Raw genomic sequence first — 17,419 nt, 5'->3', positions numbered from 1 at the left:
TATATATAACGCGCGCACCCCCCACACCCCCCAATACAAAGCGAGAGGTATCTCGCAGTATTGGGTTGGGGGTGTGTGCGTGATTTATATCCGAGCAAGTTTCAAGCAGGTGAACTGCAAGTTCACGACTCAAGAAGGTCCCGTTGTGAACGCCAGTTGGCTTGGTCGGCAGAAGTTCATCAAACCAAATCCGAGCAAGGTGACGTTTGCAACTTGCGGAACGGTTTGCCAACACGCCGGACACGATTGCGACACGGGCGTTGCACGAATGACCGGGAACAAGCACGCGACTCGCGCACTGGCCCGCACGTGGGCCACACGGTGCGTTGACGGCCGGCAGGCCTACCCCCGGGGTATCTAGGTACTTCCTGGCGACTTCACGGTCAGGTTTCCCACCCCCACCTCGGCCACCATAGACATACTCCCGCGCGGCGCACGTGCGATCCCGATAAAGCCATGAACATCAGCAGTTTATGTCATTCCGGTTGTTAACCCGGAGTTGATTACGCGCACATTCGCATCACAGACTGAAGCAAGCACACCATGGCTGAAGATACCCCAAAACCGATGCCCATGCCTTTCAGCCGGCACCTCCGCGAGGAGACCGTCGGCATCAATGGCGCGACGGTTGTCTTCTTTCGGGATCGCAAGAAACGCCGTTGGAACTGGCGCGTCATAGATGGGCAAGTCACATTTCCTTGCCCACCCAATTCAGGTAGTGCGAGCGAGGGCACGCGCGATGGCTCCGAATGATTCAGTCGCTCGCGAATCCAATCAGGCTGGATTTCTGGCGCGACTCCGTGTGCCGTTCACAATCCAACGGCCAGACGACGAGGTGCCGCTTGACGATTCCTGGCTACGGTCGGAAGGGCATTTGGTGCACATCACCAACGGTGTGATTGTCTCACTCGATGATGAAGATCCTCAGTTCGGAGCAGTACTCGTTCGTACCGATGACGGCTGGATATTCGAGAGCCCGTGGCCGGAGTACGGGTCGGTGGAACTCGTTCCTCAGCCGAAGACGCGTGGCGACCTTCGGCCAGTAATTGCCCGCTTCAAAGCGATGCGCCGGCACATTCAGTCGCTTGACATTTTTGATGCTCTTCGCCTAGGATTCATCACACACGGAGACCAGTCTCCGTTTCTCTAGCGCCGGGTTTTCTGGCGCACGTCAACAGCTACAGCTACAGCTGCGCGTGCGCTTTCTCTTCATGAAACCGGGCACGCCGCGGCGATCAACGCGAGCATCTCAAAATGAACATTCGAAATCGGATCAAAGATCAGCGTACGATCTCGACGCGCGAGTTCAGGCCACTCCCGCAAGTTGAAACTGATGCGCTAAGAGCCGTTTGATAAGTTGTGCCAATGATCACCCACGCAAATAGAACGAACGTCCGCGTCAGTCTGCTGGTTAGTAGCCACATTCTTCTCGGCTTAACGATGGCAGGCGTCGCGATCTACTATCGCGATTCGAAATGGCCCATCGGAATTGAGGTCGCCTACCTTGGGTTCGTTTGCAGCCAAATGTTGCTCACCGGCATCCTGCTCGGGTTTGCAAAAGCCAAATGGTGGAAACGAGCCATTTGGGCATGTCTTGGAGTGGCCTGGGTCTTCTGCATTTCCCTCGCGCCGTTTTCCCATCAGCCACTGAGCGAGCTCGGAGTGTTGATCGCAGTTCCAATCTCGGTAGTTGCCATTGCTTGCGTACTTTGCCGTGTTTGGTTCGCCACAATTCAGCAGCGAGAACATTGGCCGACAATGCCCATCAGCAATGATCTGCAATTTACTCTGAAAACGATGATTGGTTTGACGGTGACCATTGCAGTTGTGCTGGCACTCGGGCGTTTTCTTCGCGAAACAGTCGGAGAGGGAGCCGGGTTAGTTCTCATCGTGGCCGCCATTTCGCTGATTGCGTCTTTGGCTGTCGGACTGTTGGTATGGGGTAGCCTGGGCCCAGGGAGGGTGGGGGTACGTCTGCCCACGGCATTTGTCGGACTGGCGGCAGTCGGCCTTATATTTCCCTACTACTTTGGTGGACCAAGCTGGCGCTGGGCAGTCTGGCCATCGTTGATCCTGGTGGTTGCTACGTATGTCAGCGCGACTCTCCTGGTGATTCGCAGTTGCGGGTATCGGCTAGTGCGATTTGGTGAGGAGACATCGCGATGATGGCTCCGCATCAACTAAGTCGACAATGGCAGCTTGGGCTTGCGAGTTCGCAGACCACGCTCGCGTGCGAGCATTTGGGCCGGGATCGATGCAGCAGCACTCAGGCGAGGTTACTCGCCTTCCGCAGCAACCATCTGGTTGTGCCAGCGCTGCAGCTGAATCTCGTCGGCGGTCGCGGGCCGGATGGTGCAGATATTGATCGTCACCTGTTTGCCCAAGCGTGCCGCGTACATCGCCTGCAGGGCGGCTTGCCCAAGCTTACTTGCTTCAGTTTCGTCGGCCGCTTCGACCAAGACATATTGAGCGCGGGTGGCGACGTAGAAAGTGGTCATCGTGAAGCTCCGGGCGTAGGCGGTTGCGATAACACCCATAAGCCAGCAATCGCTGCGAAGTTCAATAGCCGGCCCCCGGAATCCAGCAGCTTTTCGCCGGCCCAACCCGTGGCCCAACGTGGCGTAGGTCTGCGATGGTCCGCCTCCTTGGCCAGGAAACGCAAAACGCCCCAGCGTGGCGAACGTGGGGCGTCGTGGGGCCAAGTCTGCTGGGGTGCGTTACCCGTTGAACGCGAAGTTCCCCCGGTCCGTCTTCTTGAACCGGGCTTCGTGGCCCTTGGTGTTGATCTCCCGCAGGATCGCGCTGTAGAGCGTAGCGTGCGGCGTCTTACCACCGGGGCTCGACCAGTAGCCCTTCGCCGCGATGGTTTCTATCATCGTCTTCGTGTTCATCGGCTCCTTGGTCTCGCCGAGCAGCTTGGCGGCGGCGTCGAGGGCCGACATCTTCTTGTCGGTTGCGGGCTTCGTGGTCTTGGCCTTCTTCGCCCGCTTGCCTTTCGCAACCTCGGGCTCTTTGCACTTCGCGCAGAACCGTTCGGTGCCTTCTTCGGTCCATTCGTGGTCACCACCCATCGGGCAGCTACCAGCGGGCTTCGTTTCGGCCGCTTCGGGCTTTGCCGCTGCTGCTTTGCCCTTGGCCTTCTTCGCGGGTTTGGCCTTGGCGGTCTTCAAGGCAGGTTGCTTCGTGCTGGTCTTCTTAGACATGATCGTTCTCCCGGTTCGCAATGGATTGGCTGCCATCCTCAGGCCCGGCGAACCACCGCCGAGCGACGCAGGCGGAACCTGCGTTTCGGCTTAGAACCCCAGCTCATCCATCTGCCGGTTGAAGGTCTCGACTCCGATCATGTCGAGCAGCGTGTGGCGGAACCACAGCACCTGCTGCAAAGCCTGCTCGCCTTCCGGTGTGCTGGCGGGAAAGGAACCCGCCGGTTGCAGTGCCATCACCAGGGCTGCGACTCCTTCCGGCGAAAGGTTGTCGCGAATCACTTTCTCAAAAGCGGCTTGATCCACCGCGCCGCTCATTCGGTCTGCGCTCATCTGTCGTTTCCTGTTGTGGTTGGGAAGTTGTCATTCGACAGACACACATCAGCCATGCGCCGGCCAACAGCTCAAGCCAAGCAGGCCGAATCTCAGCCGGAATTCAGCAGGTTTTCTCGCGCCGAGATTTAGGTCGACCGAAATCGTTCCGATTCGCACGCCCCAACAACGGATGAACTAGCTGTGGAGAAGATTCCCGAACTACGCAACAAGGCCAAGAAGCTGCGGCACCTGCTGCAGCAGGTGGAATCCGTCCCGGGCGTGGGCAACGTCGCGGAACGTGACCGCGATATTCGCCGCAAGCGCGAACGGAGCGCCTCCAGCAAAACGGTCGTTGTCCCCGCCTGTGCCGATCCGGAGCGACGCACGCGGCTCGAGGCCGACGATGAAGCCTGGTTGCGCTGGTACTTTGCGATCGAGAGCGGCTCGGAGAATCCCTTCTGGTATGACTTCACCGATCAGCAGAAGGAAATGATCGCAGCGATTCGCAACGCCATTCTGCACGGCGGTGATCAGTCGATCGCAGCCAGCCGTGGCGAAGGAAAGACCACGTACTTCGAACGGATGCTGCTCAAGTACACGCTGCAGGGACTCATTCGCTTCGCCGTCCTCTTCGCGGCCACGGGTAGCGCCGCCCAGGATTCGCTGGAATCGATCAAGCTGGAAATCGAGAACAACGATCGGCTGTGTGCCGATTATCCGGAAGTCTGTGTGCCGGTCCGCGCCCTGGAAAACACTCCTCAGCGCGCCCACTTTCAGCTGGTGACCGGCAACCGCCCTGACAACGGGGAGCAGTACTTACCCACATCCAGCCGCTTCTCCTGGTGTGGCCAGGAAATCTACCTGCCGAAGGTTCCCGGTTCACCCTCGGCCGGAGCGATCATTGCCACGCGGGGTCTCGATGCCGCCATCCGCGGTGTGAAGAAGAAAGGCCGCCGCGTCGACGTCGCCTGCATCGACGATCCAGATACCGAAGAAACGGCTCGGAGCCCTGAGCAGGCTGCCAAGCTTGAAGATCGCATCGATCGAGCGATCGCCGGACTCGGTTCGCAGCAGCGGCGACTCGCGCGGGTCATGCTGACCACCATTCAGAATCGCACCTGCGTCTCCTACAAGTACACCGATCGCGATCAGAAGCCGAGCTGGAAGCCGAAACGATTTCGCTTCCTGGTGAAGAAGCCCGACCGAGCTGATCTATGGCAGGAGTTCGTTGCCCTTAAGCAGGCCGACTGGGTGAACGGCACGAACAAGGCTCATGAACTGTACCTGGCAAACCGTGAGTTGATGGATGCCGGCGCCAGCGTGGCGAATCCTAACCGTCACACCCCGGCCGAGGCCTCGGCGCTCGAGTTCTACTATTCGGAAGTTGCACGCTTGGGTGCTGATGCGGTGGCAACCGAATACGACAACGATCCACCAGCCGATGAATCGACGCAGAGGATCTTGCTCACTCCTTACCACATCCAGAACAACTGCCTGGGCGGTCTGGAGAAGCGCGAGGCACCAGATGAAACCATTTGCATCACCGTGGGCGGCGATGTGCAAAAGCTAGGTCTGCACTGGGTGGCGATCGCCTGGAATGAGCACGGTGCCGGCTCGATCATCGACTATGACTTCTTCCCGTTCCTCACCGAAGGGCGGAAAGCGGCGGACTGCGAACTGCTGATCTTGGAAGGTCTGTTCGCCTGGCACGCTGCCCAGGAAGAGATCCCCTACACCACCCCGACCGGCGAGAAGCTAATCGCTGATCTCACACTGATCGACCAAGGCTGGAAGGAAGAATCGTGGAACATTCAGCCGGTGCAGCATTTCTGTGCGCAAGTCGGGTTCCATTCGTTCATCCCTTCCAAGGGCGAGCCGAACTACCGACGGCCGCTCGATTCACAGCACATTTTGATCGGTGACAACTGGCACGTGGTCTTCCGGGGCGGGATCCCATTGGTGATGACGAACGCCGATCACTGGAAGCTGAAGGTGCATGAAGGTTTACTGTTAGACGCCGGTCAACCGGGTGCGTTGACATTATTCAATCCAGCGCGGGTCGACGGCCGCCGCAACGTTACCGGACATCTCAACTATTCGAAGCATCTTCTGTCCGAGACTTGGGAGACGCGGCACAAGCCTGGTTTCGGCGGCGCTCGGACTGGCTGGTGGAAGTCACCGAAGCCGAATCACTACTTCGATGCGACGTATCAGGCAATCTGTGCTCGCTCGATGCGTCGGATTTCGGTACTTGCGCCAGTTGCGACTCCATCGGCACCTGTCGAACCTTACACACCTGCTGCCTACTATGATCCGCCAGCTGAGCGGCGGAATCGTTGGTGAATCGGCTCGTCGAGTCGCATGCAGTTCGCAATTTCGGTGTGTCGGACCGACGCACAGTCGAGACGAAGGGATGAAATGAATACATTGCCTATTGTTCGAATTGCGGTGAACCAGTCCAGTGTCGTGGAAACGATCTTGCGCAGATATTGAAGTTTGATCCCACTTTCTCCCGGATGTTTTGTAGAAAGAAGATCAAATCTGTCCAACAGTAACGATAACCGATTCACTTGGCCAAGAACTGGTCTGGAACAGAAGGCAATTCTTTCGGCCAGTTACCACGGTAAGTGACGTTCTTGACTCTGGCGTTCGTCCGATCGCTGTAGCGGAACAGTCCGAAGTGTCGTTGGTTGGTGGCTTCGACCGTGTATTTGGCTACCTCGTTGTCGTTAATGGCGAGTGTAATAACGTCGCCAATGAGTTGCACCTTGGCGCGATTCCACGCTTTGTCCTTCAGCGGCACTTTGTCACTCGAACCGGACAATGGGAATTCATTATCGGGCAACAGTTTCGTGCGATTGAGCGGGCCGTCCGTCACGTAATGCAGTTTGACGCCATTGGGAGAGAGCAGGAAGGTCGCTCGATCAATGGCTGGATGGACTTCCGTCACTCCCGCTTCGTAGTAAAAGTCGTACTCGATCGTGCCATCCTCCAGCAGGGGCCGGTGATACCGAATGATCGTCTGCTGATTTGCTCCCTTAGCTGCGGTCGACGCAGCACCAGTGATTTCGCCGTTCACCTTCGACCAACTCGAATCGGGATTACCGGAATCGCCGAAATAGTTATGTCGCCACACGCGCAGATCTTCGCCCGTCGATAACTCAATATCTTCTGGGATGCTGGGCGTACCAAGAATCTGCACGTTCTCCACGATACCGTTGTAATGGGGAGCATAGCTTTGAATGTACAGCCAGGGATCGGCAGTGGGCAGAATGCGTTCGGTGTGAATTTGCTTGTCGTTCACGAATGCCGTGTAGTCGCCGTCCTTCATGACCAGGCGGAAATCGACCTGCGGTCCCCAGTTTTCAATTTTGGCGGGAAGGTTCGTCCGCTCGCGACTTTGATTGGACAGGTTGCGCCAGATGCCTGTGCCGTCGTGCAGTACATCAATTCCGATGCTGCCATAGAACGGATAAATCTCTTTCCAGCCGTTGCTCGTGCGACGCATGCGCAGTTCAAAGTTGCCAATGAGTGGCGACTGAAAGTAGATCGAGTCGGCGCCATGACCAGTGAAGAACTCAACTTTGCCTTTTTGCAAAAGCCAGGTCGGCGGAGGTAAGCCGCGACCGCGCGTATCGGCGGTCGGCTGGCTGACGGGAACCCACTGCGCGGTCGCCGGGGGCAAGCTATGCAGCGGCAGACCTGCCGTGGCTGGATTGCCGAGCCAGGCTGCGCGGCCACGAAGCGAGCGGACGATCCGCTCCCATTCGATGCCTTGCGATTGGAGCGTCGCTCCGTCTTGTTGACTTTCGACAAGTTGCCTGGCGAGTGAAAGTGCGGACGCCCGCAAAGTTGGGCGTTCCAGGGCGGCGAGCACCGCGACCACTTCGGCATAGCGGTCCGTCACGCGCACCGAGGTAGCCAGAGCTTTCTGCTCTTCCTGCAACAATTTCAGATTGGCGAGTGCTGCATTGTCATCTCCGCGAGCAATGGCAATCGCGGTTTGCAGAGTGCGGCGATTTCGTACCGACTCTTCGACCTCGGATTCTGCATCGCGAACGAGCATTTCCAGTTCGTCGAGCTTGCGGAGCTCCGCGGCGGTGCGAACCAGCTCGAGCGCTGGCGAGACAATATCGCCACCGGTATGCTGCCGAACTCCCTTTAACGCTGATGGCTTGTCGAGTGCTGGCCAAGGTTGATCGACGGGGGTGAAGTCGACCTGCAAGCGGAAGGAGGGATGCGAAGCGGAAGGGAGCACCCAGTCCCGCAGCAAGGCAAATCGCTCCTCAGGCGACATTTGCTTCGCGACCAAGAGGACCTCGTTCACTTCGTCGGCAAGTTCTTCTTCGCGCACCAAGGCGAACCGCTTCTGCTGCAGAGAAACAGCTTCAGGCTGTGCTGCCTCTAGCAGGTTCGTCAGATCGGCCGTAGCAAGTTCCGTGGGCCAACTACCGGACATTGTAATGTTCCGCAACTTCGCGGCCGTCTGTCCCGAGTAATAGAATAAACCGGGGCGACGCGTCACGACGGGCTCGATGCTCCGTTGCACTATCGGCTGACCGTTCAAGGTGAGTCGCATTTCTTCGCCTGCAAATGTCATCTCTAGCGAATTCCAGTCGTTGACCTTCAGCGGCAACGGCCTGACTTCAGTGGCGGCAGCGACCGAATTACGTGGATCCAGATCAATTGGATCTGCCAACGTCACGACACCTTGGATCCAATGCAGACGCACTCCGTCCGGTTCCAAGAGAAAGGCAAGTCGTCCCATTACTGGGTGGACCTGTGTGCGGCCAGGCTCGTACAGAAATTCGTACTTCAGCGTTTCTCCGGCAGAAAGTGGACGATAGTAGAACAGATGCGACTGTCTCGATTCGCCGCTGCCGGGCACAAATCGACCGTTCAGCGTTCCATCCTCGGCGAACCAATCGGGCTGAGGTACCAGTTGCGCGCGGGCGCGGGCCACGAGGCGAGGCGCTTCGGTTGGTGACTTTGGTTCCCGAAGCACGATGCGTTGAGGCAAGAGTCCAAAGTTGGTGCCCCAACCATCGAAGCGATTGCCGCTAACCAACGGAACCTCGCGGGGAATTTGTGGCGAGCCGCTGAGTTTCAGGTTGCGGAAGTTCGTGCGACGTTGATTAAAGGAAATGAGGTGCAACCAAGGGCTGGTGGGGCTGGGATCTGGTTCGACGTACACCAGATGGTCGTTGCAATAGAAACGAATCTCTTCCGGTGTGACTTGAATGCGATAGCGATTCCACCATTCGCGGCCATCCACGGCGATGGGGCGCGTTACCGTTTCGTGTTGAGAAATGGGACGCACAATTGCCGTGCGTGTCCAGAACTGTGGGTTGACCGTCAAACCGCCGTAGGCCATTTCGCCTTGCGAATACTCATAGCTGTGGGCTTCATAGGTGAAATCGAACGTCCCTGCTAGCGGATAATTGAAGTACAGGCTGTCGGATTCGAACCCGGTGATGTGCGAAATCTGGTTACCGAACGCAGCCCACCACGCAGGTGGAAAGTTGCTGCCGGACATTTGCGTCGGCGTGCCGACAGTCCAGTGCTTGAGACCCGGCGTCTGCAATTGCGCAAGCTCGAGCGGTTTGGCATCTGCAATCGAATCGAGTGCGAGCAAGCGGTACAGGTGAGCCGCCCGCGCGGGGCGGCCGGCGCGGCGATTGTCTTGCAGTACGACCTGGCCCAAGGCGGCACCGGCGGCACGAATCCGGGGTTGCTGCAGCGCGGCAACTGCAATCATTAGCTCAGCCCCACGCTCTTCTTCGATTGCTTCGTTGCGAGGAGCATTCTTAGTGAGAGTCTTGACCCGCTTGCGCACGACTTCGTTGAGCTTGCTTAGGCGATTGACCACGGAAGCGTCGTTGCCGGCTATCGCCACCAGCGCTGCGAGCGCGTCGGCATTTTTCAACTTGTCGGCAACTGCCTGCTCGGTGAGAACTTTCACTTCGTCGAGTTTGCCGAGTTCCTGTGCCGTGCTAATGAGCAGCGAGAAATTGCTGAGTACGCCAATGGCGGGTGCAGTGCCTCGCTGGGCGACTTCCGGCGGTAAGAATACTTCCGGCAATTGCAGGCCAGGGCTGAAGCCGGTGACGAAGCGGACGCTGCGCCGCTTGTCTGTCGGCAACGTCCATTCCTTGAGTAGCGCATAGCGTTCGGCAGCTGGAAGTGCTTGCAATTGCCAGGTCAGATGCCACAGCGACAGATCAAACCCGGCATCGCCATAGGATTGTTCCGGAATCGGCAAGTCGACAAACCGTCCCAGATATTCGAGCGTCAGGCGCGCGTCACCGGCCTGGGAAATGTGATTCACCACGCGGGCCAGATCGTTTCGCTGTTCCGACAAACCACCGCCACTGTAGCGGGCGTACATCGTTTGCCGAGAGTCGAGATACGCGCTGCACAACGCTTTCAACTCAGCCGTCTGCTGATTGCGGATGTAATACCGGGTCAGCACCGGCAGCAGCATACTGCTCTTCACGGGAGATTGCTGTTCCGGCAATTTGCCAATCACGGTCAACACGGCAACGGCCGCAGGCTCCAATTCTCGGCGTTTCATCGCAACCGCTGCGGCATTCGCTGCCAATTGAATGCTCACGGAAGTCGGCTGAGCCGCCAAGCTCGCCTTAATGTCTTCGAGGCTCGCGAGCGCCGCGGCCTGATCGCTGCTCTCTGTCACGACAAAGGTTCGCAGCGCCTGGGCCGCGCTCTTGGCTGAACCGTCCCGCGCAGTAGTTTCTGCCAACAGGTCTTTGGTGTTACCACTGGCCACTGCCCAGCGGGCGAGTTCGAGGCCCAGGCTTTCTGGTTCGGTCCAATTGTTCAAGGGCCGAGGATAGATGTTGATGACGCCCTTTCGATCCGCAGGCAGCACGATATCGTGCAACACGCCATACATGTCTGCTGGCGGTAGATTTTTCTTTCGCCAGTGCATCGACAGCTTGGTAAGTTCGTCCGCCACGCTGATGGCGATTTGGCCCGCTTCGTCGACGACTTCTCCAGAGCTGGACATGATCCGCCGTGCGGCTGCGTTCGTTGGAATCGCATCGGTAACGGGCATCCCGCCACGCAACATTTCGCGAATGGCTTGCACGGCGACATTAGGAAAATCACGTTCGAGTGCTACGTGGGCTGTCGACACGCCCAAGTTGAATTGCGATTGCGTGATTGGCGCAATTTTATCATTGGCGATACCTGGACGAGCGAGGGCTATCTTAAGCAAATCAGTTAGATGCTTCTCGGCGCCGGCGCGGTCGCCTGCTGCAAAGGCTTGCTCCGAACGGAAGTGGAGAATCGCCAGCGGATAGCCGCGATCCGATTGCCGCTCGGCAGCCGCTAAGGCTCTCACGGCCAGGAACTCGCCGGTTGGTCCGTGCGATTTACTTTTCAGACATTCAAGTGCAACGGGCCAGATTCCCAATTGTGTTTGGGCCTGCTCGCGTTGGCGAGCATTGGGGCGTTGGCCAGGTTTTAGTTCATCGAGGGGCCGCTTCTCGAGCGTCGACCGCAACTCTGCGAGTGCTGCACCGGCTAGGACGGGATCTGAACCGCGGACTGCGATCATCGCATTGGTAATCAACACACTCAGTTCGGCGGGATGCTTGGCGCGCAGATCGGCCAGCGAAGTCTGAAGTGCCTGTTGCAGTTCATCCGATAGCTTCCGCTGCGTCAGAAGCGTGAGCAGTTGACTATCGAGCCGGGGTACTCCATTGGTATCGTTCTGCACACCGACCATCAGGTCCAGAATGGGCGCGGTCCCGCGTTCGGTCTGCGGTTGGAGCAATTCCTTAATGAAGCCGACATCGTTGGAAGTCGCCAGCTTTTCGAGGACGACGTTCAGGCTTTCTTGCGCTCGTTGGCGATAATAGTCCACGTTGCTTGCATAGCTGGCATCGGTGACGTTGGAGTTGAAAAGAATCGCCTGGCGATAGAGCCGCAGCGCATCGACGGAGAAACCGTGTTGCTGATACGTCTGCCCCATTTCGTTCAGCTGCGAGATTCGCCGGTAAGCGGCATACGAAGGATCGTACTGTTCGTCGGGGGACGCCTTTTCAGACTTCTTCAGCAAGCGATGGGCGTCTTCGCGGCGGCCATCGGCGAGGTAAGTACGGACGAGGCGGGGCCCAGGACTGTACTCGAAGCCATTGGTCAGTTGCGAAGGGTGCTCCATCGCTTGTTCGTAGAGCTTGATGGCAGTCTTGTTGAGCGCGGGCTGTTTTTCAATTTCCAGCCCGATGATCCACTTGGCAGTAGCGGGCATGGTCTCACCTACGTCCACCAGCGGTTCGAGCACCTTCTTGGCCTCGTCAATCTTGCCAGTCCGCAAATCGAGCAAGGCTACGAGGACGGGCCCCGCCTTCCAATCGGGATTGGCTTCTGCCGCTGAGACTAGCTCAGCTCGAAGTTCCGGCAGCTTCTTGAGGGCGACCGCGCTATCCATCACGCGACGCAGCACTGTATTGAGTTCGCCACCCGTGCTATACGAATAGATCTGACTCAAGCTGGCCCACGGATCCTGAGAAATCCGGTTCGGTGTCGGCATGAGAGTCTGCTTACTAATATCGTAGAGTTCCGGCGATGACCAGAGCTTGTCGTTGTGGATGTACGACATCATGTACTGCCGCGACTCCGGGAAAGCCGCGAACACCTTCTTGATCAACAGGATCGTCGCCGCTTGATTATCACCTGCTCCCTCACCTTGCAGCAGGTTGTTGGCCAGATCCATGATGTAGTAAGGCTGCCCTACTTGAGCAAAATCCATCTCCTGAATGACTTGCATCAGTTCTGGCTCTCGCTTGGCGCGACGAAACGTCGAGGCGATATCGTAACTGCGATCTTGCAAGGCACGCGGATATTTGAGAAGGACGATTTTGAACTCGTCGCAGGCCTCGCTAAGTTTGCCCGTTTGGGCCAGACGATTGGCGTATTGTTGACGAAGAACAAAGTCGTCCTGGCGCATCGCCACGCGTTTGGCCATTAATTCGAGACTACGTGTTTGATCGCCAGCCGCCTCGTAGTATTCGGCTAGGGTGTCGTACAGGTGGGTGGCATCGGGCGAACGCGTGAGTTGTTGCTCGACGTCGGCAATCATTTGTTTGAGCTTGCCAGCCGATCCCAGCACGCGTAACGCCGCCGTCCGGTACTGGTCATCGACCGTCGTGCCGCGCATCGTAGGCGAGCGCGAGACTGTCGCCGACTTGCGCGATTGACGCAGAATCTGATAGGCGATTTGCGCGGCAGTATCCCCCTTGGCATTAGCCTGATGCGAGTTCATCAAGGCCACAAGTGCTGCCAGTCGATTGCCGCCCTGACGTTGAGCGCGGGCGAGCACGGCATCGGCCTCGGCGTTCATTCCCAAGCGGCGCATTTGACCGGCCAGCTGCACTTGCGTCTCCGTATCTAGTCGCAAACCAAACATGCGTTCCGCCGCTTTTTGCGCGCGAGCATGATCGCCCACACGAACGGCGATATCGAGGGCGAACATTTCCCGCTCGCGCATCGCATCCTGATCGAGTGGAACCAACTCGTTAAGCGATTCGAGCGCCAGGTCGTATTCTTTTGCTTCCGCCTGCGCACGGATGACTTGCATGCGAACTGCGACATCGTGCGGCACCAGTTGACTGGCAGCAGCCAGTTCGGTTGTCGCGGCCTCTTTTTCGTTGTTCCAAGCTTGAAAAGCGACGAGGGCAAACGCGTAGTTCACGCGATCGGCTTCGGGTGCGGCCGCCTGCCGCTTCCGCAAGTAGCCTTCGAGATCGCTCAACACGTCGTGCCGTTTGTAAACTTCGAAAGCATTGCGCAGCACCTGCAAACAGGCCTCGTCGGTGTAATTGTTGCCCGTGGGAAACGACGAGCTAACGTGTTGCTGTTGATTGCCTATCCAAATGTAGTAATAGCCGTTGCCCATATTCGGGCTGCGGGTCGTCTTGCGGCTGGCAACCTGGCGTTGCTTGGCGGAGCGAGCATCGTTGTATTTGAAGTAATGGTCGAGCACTTTCAGAATCACGTCGAAGTCTTTCTCGCCCCCTGCGAGACCGATGAGTTGCGACATCGATTGGACTGCTTGATCGTGCATGCCGACCTGCGTTGGCTTCGGTTGCTGCAAGATTTGCGTGGCCCAGCGATCGAACAGCTTTAAAGTCGTATCGGCTTGAGCTAGCTCGACACGAACGCCCATCACCATCGCAAGTTCGCCTGGTGTTTTGGCCGAATCGACGATTTGCTGCAGCAGCTGATCTCCTTCTTCGGCGCGACCAGCTGCTTTCAATTCTTCGGCGACACCCCGCGCCAAATAGCCAACTTGATGGTCGTAGGCTGCACCAACAGCCTTTGACTTGCGAATCGCATCGAAGCTGACGAGTAGCAGTTCCAAATCTTCAGCGGGGAGCGGAGATCGCTTCGCTGTGTTGGCTTTATTGGATCGCGTGGACAGTGCGCGCGATTGATAGAGGCTGGTAGCGAACAGCAACTGTCCTGCTGGATCACCCGACTTAGCCAACGGACGAGTTGCATAGACGAGCTTTTCGTAGTTTTCGCTGCGATCAAACTCACCAGACATAGCCGCAGCGTACAAGCGATCCCACGCAGTGCCAGGCGCGGGATTTGTGCCATTGGCCGCCTGTTCAAACCGCTGAAGGAGTTGTGGTTGCTGCTTGGCTTCCTGGGCGAATTTGTACAGCCAACCAATGGCTGCCATGCGCGCCTGCCAAAAATAAGTGGGGCCCCAAGAGCGGACCGTCGGGCCACCATAGTAATCGACTTGAATGATTCCGATTGCGTGGCGGATGCTCCCCGCTTGCTCCAGGCGAGAGTAACTGTTGGCGGTCCGCAGCGCGCCGGCTGTGGCGGCTTTTGCTTGTTTGGCGAGGCGAATCTTCTCTCCCACCGCAGGCGTCGTATCGGAAACCGTCATCGCCAGGATCGCCTCGAACCGCTTGGCTGCTTCGGCGGGCTTATCCGAAAGACCAACCCCTTCGCGATAAAGCAATTCCCAATTCTTCGGATCTTCTCGCAGTTTGGCTTCGATAATCAGGAGAGCGGTAGATTTCTGATTGCTGGCGAGCAGCCCATCGATCGACTTCAAGACTTTTTCGGGATCTGCTTCTTGCCGCGTCAGCCGAACAATGATCGCGGCGCTCTCTTGAGAGGAACCGTTGTCGGCTAGCAAGGCTGCCAGACGGTATTCCGTCTCTGCGCCGGGAGCAACTTTTACCAGCTGTTCCTGGTACTTCACCGCCCCAGCGAAGTCGCGTTCGGCTTCGGCCAGTTTGGAGAGTTGCTGCAGCAATTGCGTATCGCGAGTGTTTTCGGACAGGAGACCTTCCAGTTCTTGCCTGGCCATGCCGAAATCGCCGGCCGAGTGATAAGCCTGGGCCAGGCAAATGGTGGCTTCCCGTTTGACTTCGGCATCACGACGTTGCCGTTCGAGACGTTCGAGCAGCCGATCGAATTGGTTGGTCTGCAGGTAGAGGTCGCACAGCTTTTGAACGACGTTAATCCGCTCTTCGATGTCGGCACTTTTGTCGAAGGCCTGCCAATAGAGTTCAACAGCCTCATCGGTGCGGAATTGATTCGCCAGGGCAGCGGCCAACGTGAGGAGCAGCTTGGGTTCGGTTGGATTCACGCGCATTGCACGCCGCAGCGTTTGCAGCCCTTCTTCTTGTTGATTCAACCGGAAGCAGAGCTCGGCGTAATACTCATAATTCTCCGAATTGCCCGGTGCGGATGTAATGAGCTCGCGACCAGCCTTCAGTGCCTCCTCGGTGCGGCCAAGTTGGGCTTCTAGCTGAGATACCTTTTTCAGGTAGTCGCCTCGCCCGCGCCGATCGACAATGGCCAGCTTGCGGTTGTAATCAGCGGCCGATTGCAACTCGCCTGCTTGCTCGTCGACGCGGGCGGCCGTTGCCAGACTGCGGATCGATTGCGGTTCGAGTCGAATCGCCGACTGGATAGCGCGGGCCGCTTCGGGATATTGCCGTGACGTTTCAAAATAACGAGCGAGCAGCAGCAAGCCTCGCGCGGTGGGTTTCGCATCTTGCATGGTGGCCAGATCGCTCGTTCGTTTGGTCAAGCTGTCTTCTTGCTGATAGATTTTCAGTTGCTCGACCAGAACGGCCTCTGCTTCTTCGTCGTTCTGGGCAAGCTTCTCAGCCGTTGCTAGAGCTGCAAGAGCATCGGCTGGCTTCTCCGCTTTGGCATACAACTGAGCCGCATTGACGTGCAGCGAAAAATCCTTGGGATCAAGTTGGCAAGCCTCTTGCATGGGTGGAATGGCCTGCGGCAAGTAACCGAACGAGGCAAACACCTCGGCTAGTCTCGCGAGATTCGTCGCGTTCCGATTCTTTCCCTTGGCGATAGGCTTCCAGGTAGCTTCGGCTTCAGCAGGCTTCTTCAATTGATGATAGAACTCGCCCAAATACTCTCGGTATTGAGGTTGATCTGGCGCTAGTTCGACGGCCCTTTGATAAAGCTCCAGTGCCGGCTGCTGAAGATCGTTGTGGCGGAACAGATCGGCTACTTGGGTGGCAATCAAGGCATCTTTCGGCCGCGCGACAAGCAAACGCCGCCAGATCTTCTCCGCTTCGGCGAGGCGAGCGTCCTTGGGACGCGAGGTATCTCGGAGTATCAGCTTGCCCCAGTTTCGCAAATAGTCCGGGTTGTTCGGGTCGAGCTTATCGAGCTGTTCGTACTGCTGGCTGGCTTCGGCAAACCGCTGATCTTCGACGAGTTGCTCGACGAATGCCAAGCGAAGCTCCTTACGCGAAGGCGCCAGTTTGAGCGCTTTATCGAGCCAGTTTTTGGCTTCGGGAACGCGCGCCTGCCGCGCCAGCACGCGAGCGAGTCGTGCCATCGCATCGACATCTTCCGGATGGGTGCTCATCCAGCCTTCGTAATACTTCGCCAGTCCATCCTGATCGTCGGTGCGCAAGTAGACATCGTCGATCTTGCGGCGCACTTCGCGATGCAACCAACTGGTGGGATTGAGCGTCGCGAGCAGGCCCTCCAAATCGGTGACGGCTTCTTTGCTGCGATTGAGTTTGACCTTGAGTTCGGCCACGTCCATGCGAAAGACCGACTTGCGATAATCGTCTTTGGTGAGTTTGACCAGCATTTCGTAACGCGGTAATGCGAGCGCCGCTTGCCCTTCTTCGACCAGCGTGGCGGCAATTTGTTCCTGCACGCGGGAATCGTTGGGATAGAGTTTTTCGAGTCGTTCCCAAACTTCCAGGGCTTCCTTGGTGCGCTGCACGCGCTGATGGACGCGTCCTAGCGCGCGATAGACTTCTAGCTGATCCGCGGCGAGAGGCTTGCGCTCGATTGCCAGTTCGAAGGCTTCGACGGCTTTTTCGGGCTGGCCTACCAGCACCAGCGATTGCCCCAGGTAAAAGGCCGGCAGCGCCGTTTTGGCAGTTGCGACAGCTTTGGTGAAGGCAGCAACTGCCGCTGCATCGCGGCCTCGCTCGGCTTCGATCAAGCCGAGGACCATCCAGGCAGTATGATCCTGGTCGCTCTTGGCGGTACGATCGGCGAATCGCTTCACCAGGGTTTCGAGCTGCCCCGATTCGACGTAGAAGCCATAGATCTTGTCGAGGGCCGTACTTTTTCGAGGATTCTTTTCCAGAACCGTCAGATAGCGTTCGATGATGGCTTGCTGCTTGGCAAGCTCCTCTTCACCGCTGACGTCGTCTTGTCCTACTGCGTAGGTGGGCGGACCAATGACTGCGAAGAAGGCAAAGACGGCAGTCCAAAAAAGGTGTTGGCAACCGAAGCGCTGCGAGAGCATGATAAGACCTCTCACGAAAAGGCAGAGTTGAATCGCGCGAGAATTAGTGTAAGACTTTGATTCTTAGTCGATGAGCGTGGCACTTGCAATCATTGGTAAGGCA

Annotated in this window: 8 protein-coding genes and 1 other RNA gene; 3 read left to right on the top strand and 6 right to left on the bottom strand. The window is 57.6% G+C overall.

Annotation, left to right across the window (positions count from 1 at the left end; all coding sequences use genetic code 11):
• Window positions 1-471 precede the first annotated feature (471 nt).
• Window positions 472-687: a hypothetical protein gene (locus NA78x_RS12460; protein WP_425618777.1), complete on the bottom strand. Its 216-nt coding sequence runs from the start codon at window positions 685-687 to the stop codon at window positions 472-474.
• A gap of 52 nt (window positions 688-739) precedes the next feature.
• Between NA78x_RS12460 and NA78x_RS12455 the strand changes: the two genes are divergently transcribed.
• Window positions 740-1,150, top strand: a complete 411-nt coding sequence (locus tag NA78x_RS12455; RefSeq protein WP_425618776.1) for a hypothetical protein — start codon at window positions 740-742, stop codon at window positions 1,148-1,150.
• A gap of 215 nt (window positions 1,151-1,365) precedes the next feature.
• Window positions 1,366-2,166 carry a hypothetical protein gene (locus NA78x_RS12450; RefSeq protein WP_425618775.1) on the top strand — a complete coding sequence of 267 codons (801 nt, stop codon included), beginning with the start codon at window positions 1,366-1,368 and terminating at the stop codon, window positions 2,164-2,166.
• A gap of 110 nt (window positions 2,167-2,276) precedes the next feature.
• On the opposite strand, the gene NA78x_RS12445 is transcribed toward NA78x_RS12450, so the two are convergent.
• The 4 genes from NA78x_RS12445 to NA78x_RS12430 all read right to left on the bottom strand — a co-directional run bounded on the left by NA78x_RS12445 (window position 2,277) and on the right by NA78x_RS12430 (window position 3,536).
• Window positions 2,277-2,498: a hypothetical protein gene (locus NA78x_RS12445; RefSeq protein WP_425618774.1), complete on the bottom strand. Its 222-nt coding sequence runs from the start codon at window positions 2,496-2,498 to the stop codon at window positions 2,277-2,279.
• Between the two features lie 219 nt (window positions 2,499-2,717).
• Window positions 2,718-3,203 (bottom strand): winged helix-turn-helix domain-containing protein, encoded by a 486-nt coding sequence (locus tag NA78x_RS12440; RefSeq protein WP_425618773.1) that lies wholly within the window; start codon window positions 3,201-3,203, stop codon window positions 2,718-2,720.
• Between the two features lie 23 nt (window positions 3,204-3,226).
• Window positions 3,227-3,294: hammerhead ribozyme type II (locus NA78x_RS12435), an RNA gene on the bottom strand.
• A complete protein-coding gene (locus NA78x_RS12430) occupies window positions 3,294-3,536 on the bottom strand; it encodes a hypothetical protein (protein WP_425618772.1) in 243 nt (80 codons plus the stop codon). The genes NA78x_RS12435 and NA78x_RS12430 overlap by 1 nt, the downstream gene beginning before the upstream one ends.
• Before the next feature lie 183 nt (window positions 3,537-3,719).
• On the opposite strand from NA78x_RS12430, the gene NA78x_RS12425 reads away from it, so the two are divergent.
• Window positions 3,720-5,861 (top strand): terminase gpA endonuclease subunit, encoded by a 2,142-nt coding sequence (locus tag NA78x_RS12425; RefSeq protein ID WP_425618771.1) that lies wholly within the window; start codon window positions 3,720-3,722, stop codon window positions 5,859-5,861.
• Window positions 5,862-6,084: 223 nt separating this feature from the next.
• On the opposite strand, the gene NA78x_RS12420 is transcribed toward NA78x_RS12425, so the two are convergent.
• Window positions 6,085-17,316 carry a DUF1583 domain-containing protein gene (locus NA78x_RS12420; RefSeq protein ID WP_425618770.1) on the bottom strand — a complete coding sequence of 3,744 codons (11,232 nt, stop codon included), beginning with the start codon at window positions 17,314-17,316 and terminating at the stop codon, window positions 6,085-6,087.
• Window positions 17,317-17,419 lie beyond the last annotated feature (103 nt).

The organism is Anatilimnocola aquadivae (assembly GCF_049819085.1).
In the GTDB taxonomy this organism is placed as follows: Bacteria; Planctomycetota; Planctomycetia; order Pirellulales; family Pirellulaceae; genus Anatilimnocola.
The sequence above is the reverse complement of the archived record's forward strand: the minus strand, read 5'-3'. Positions and strand labels throughout refer to the sequence as shown.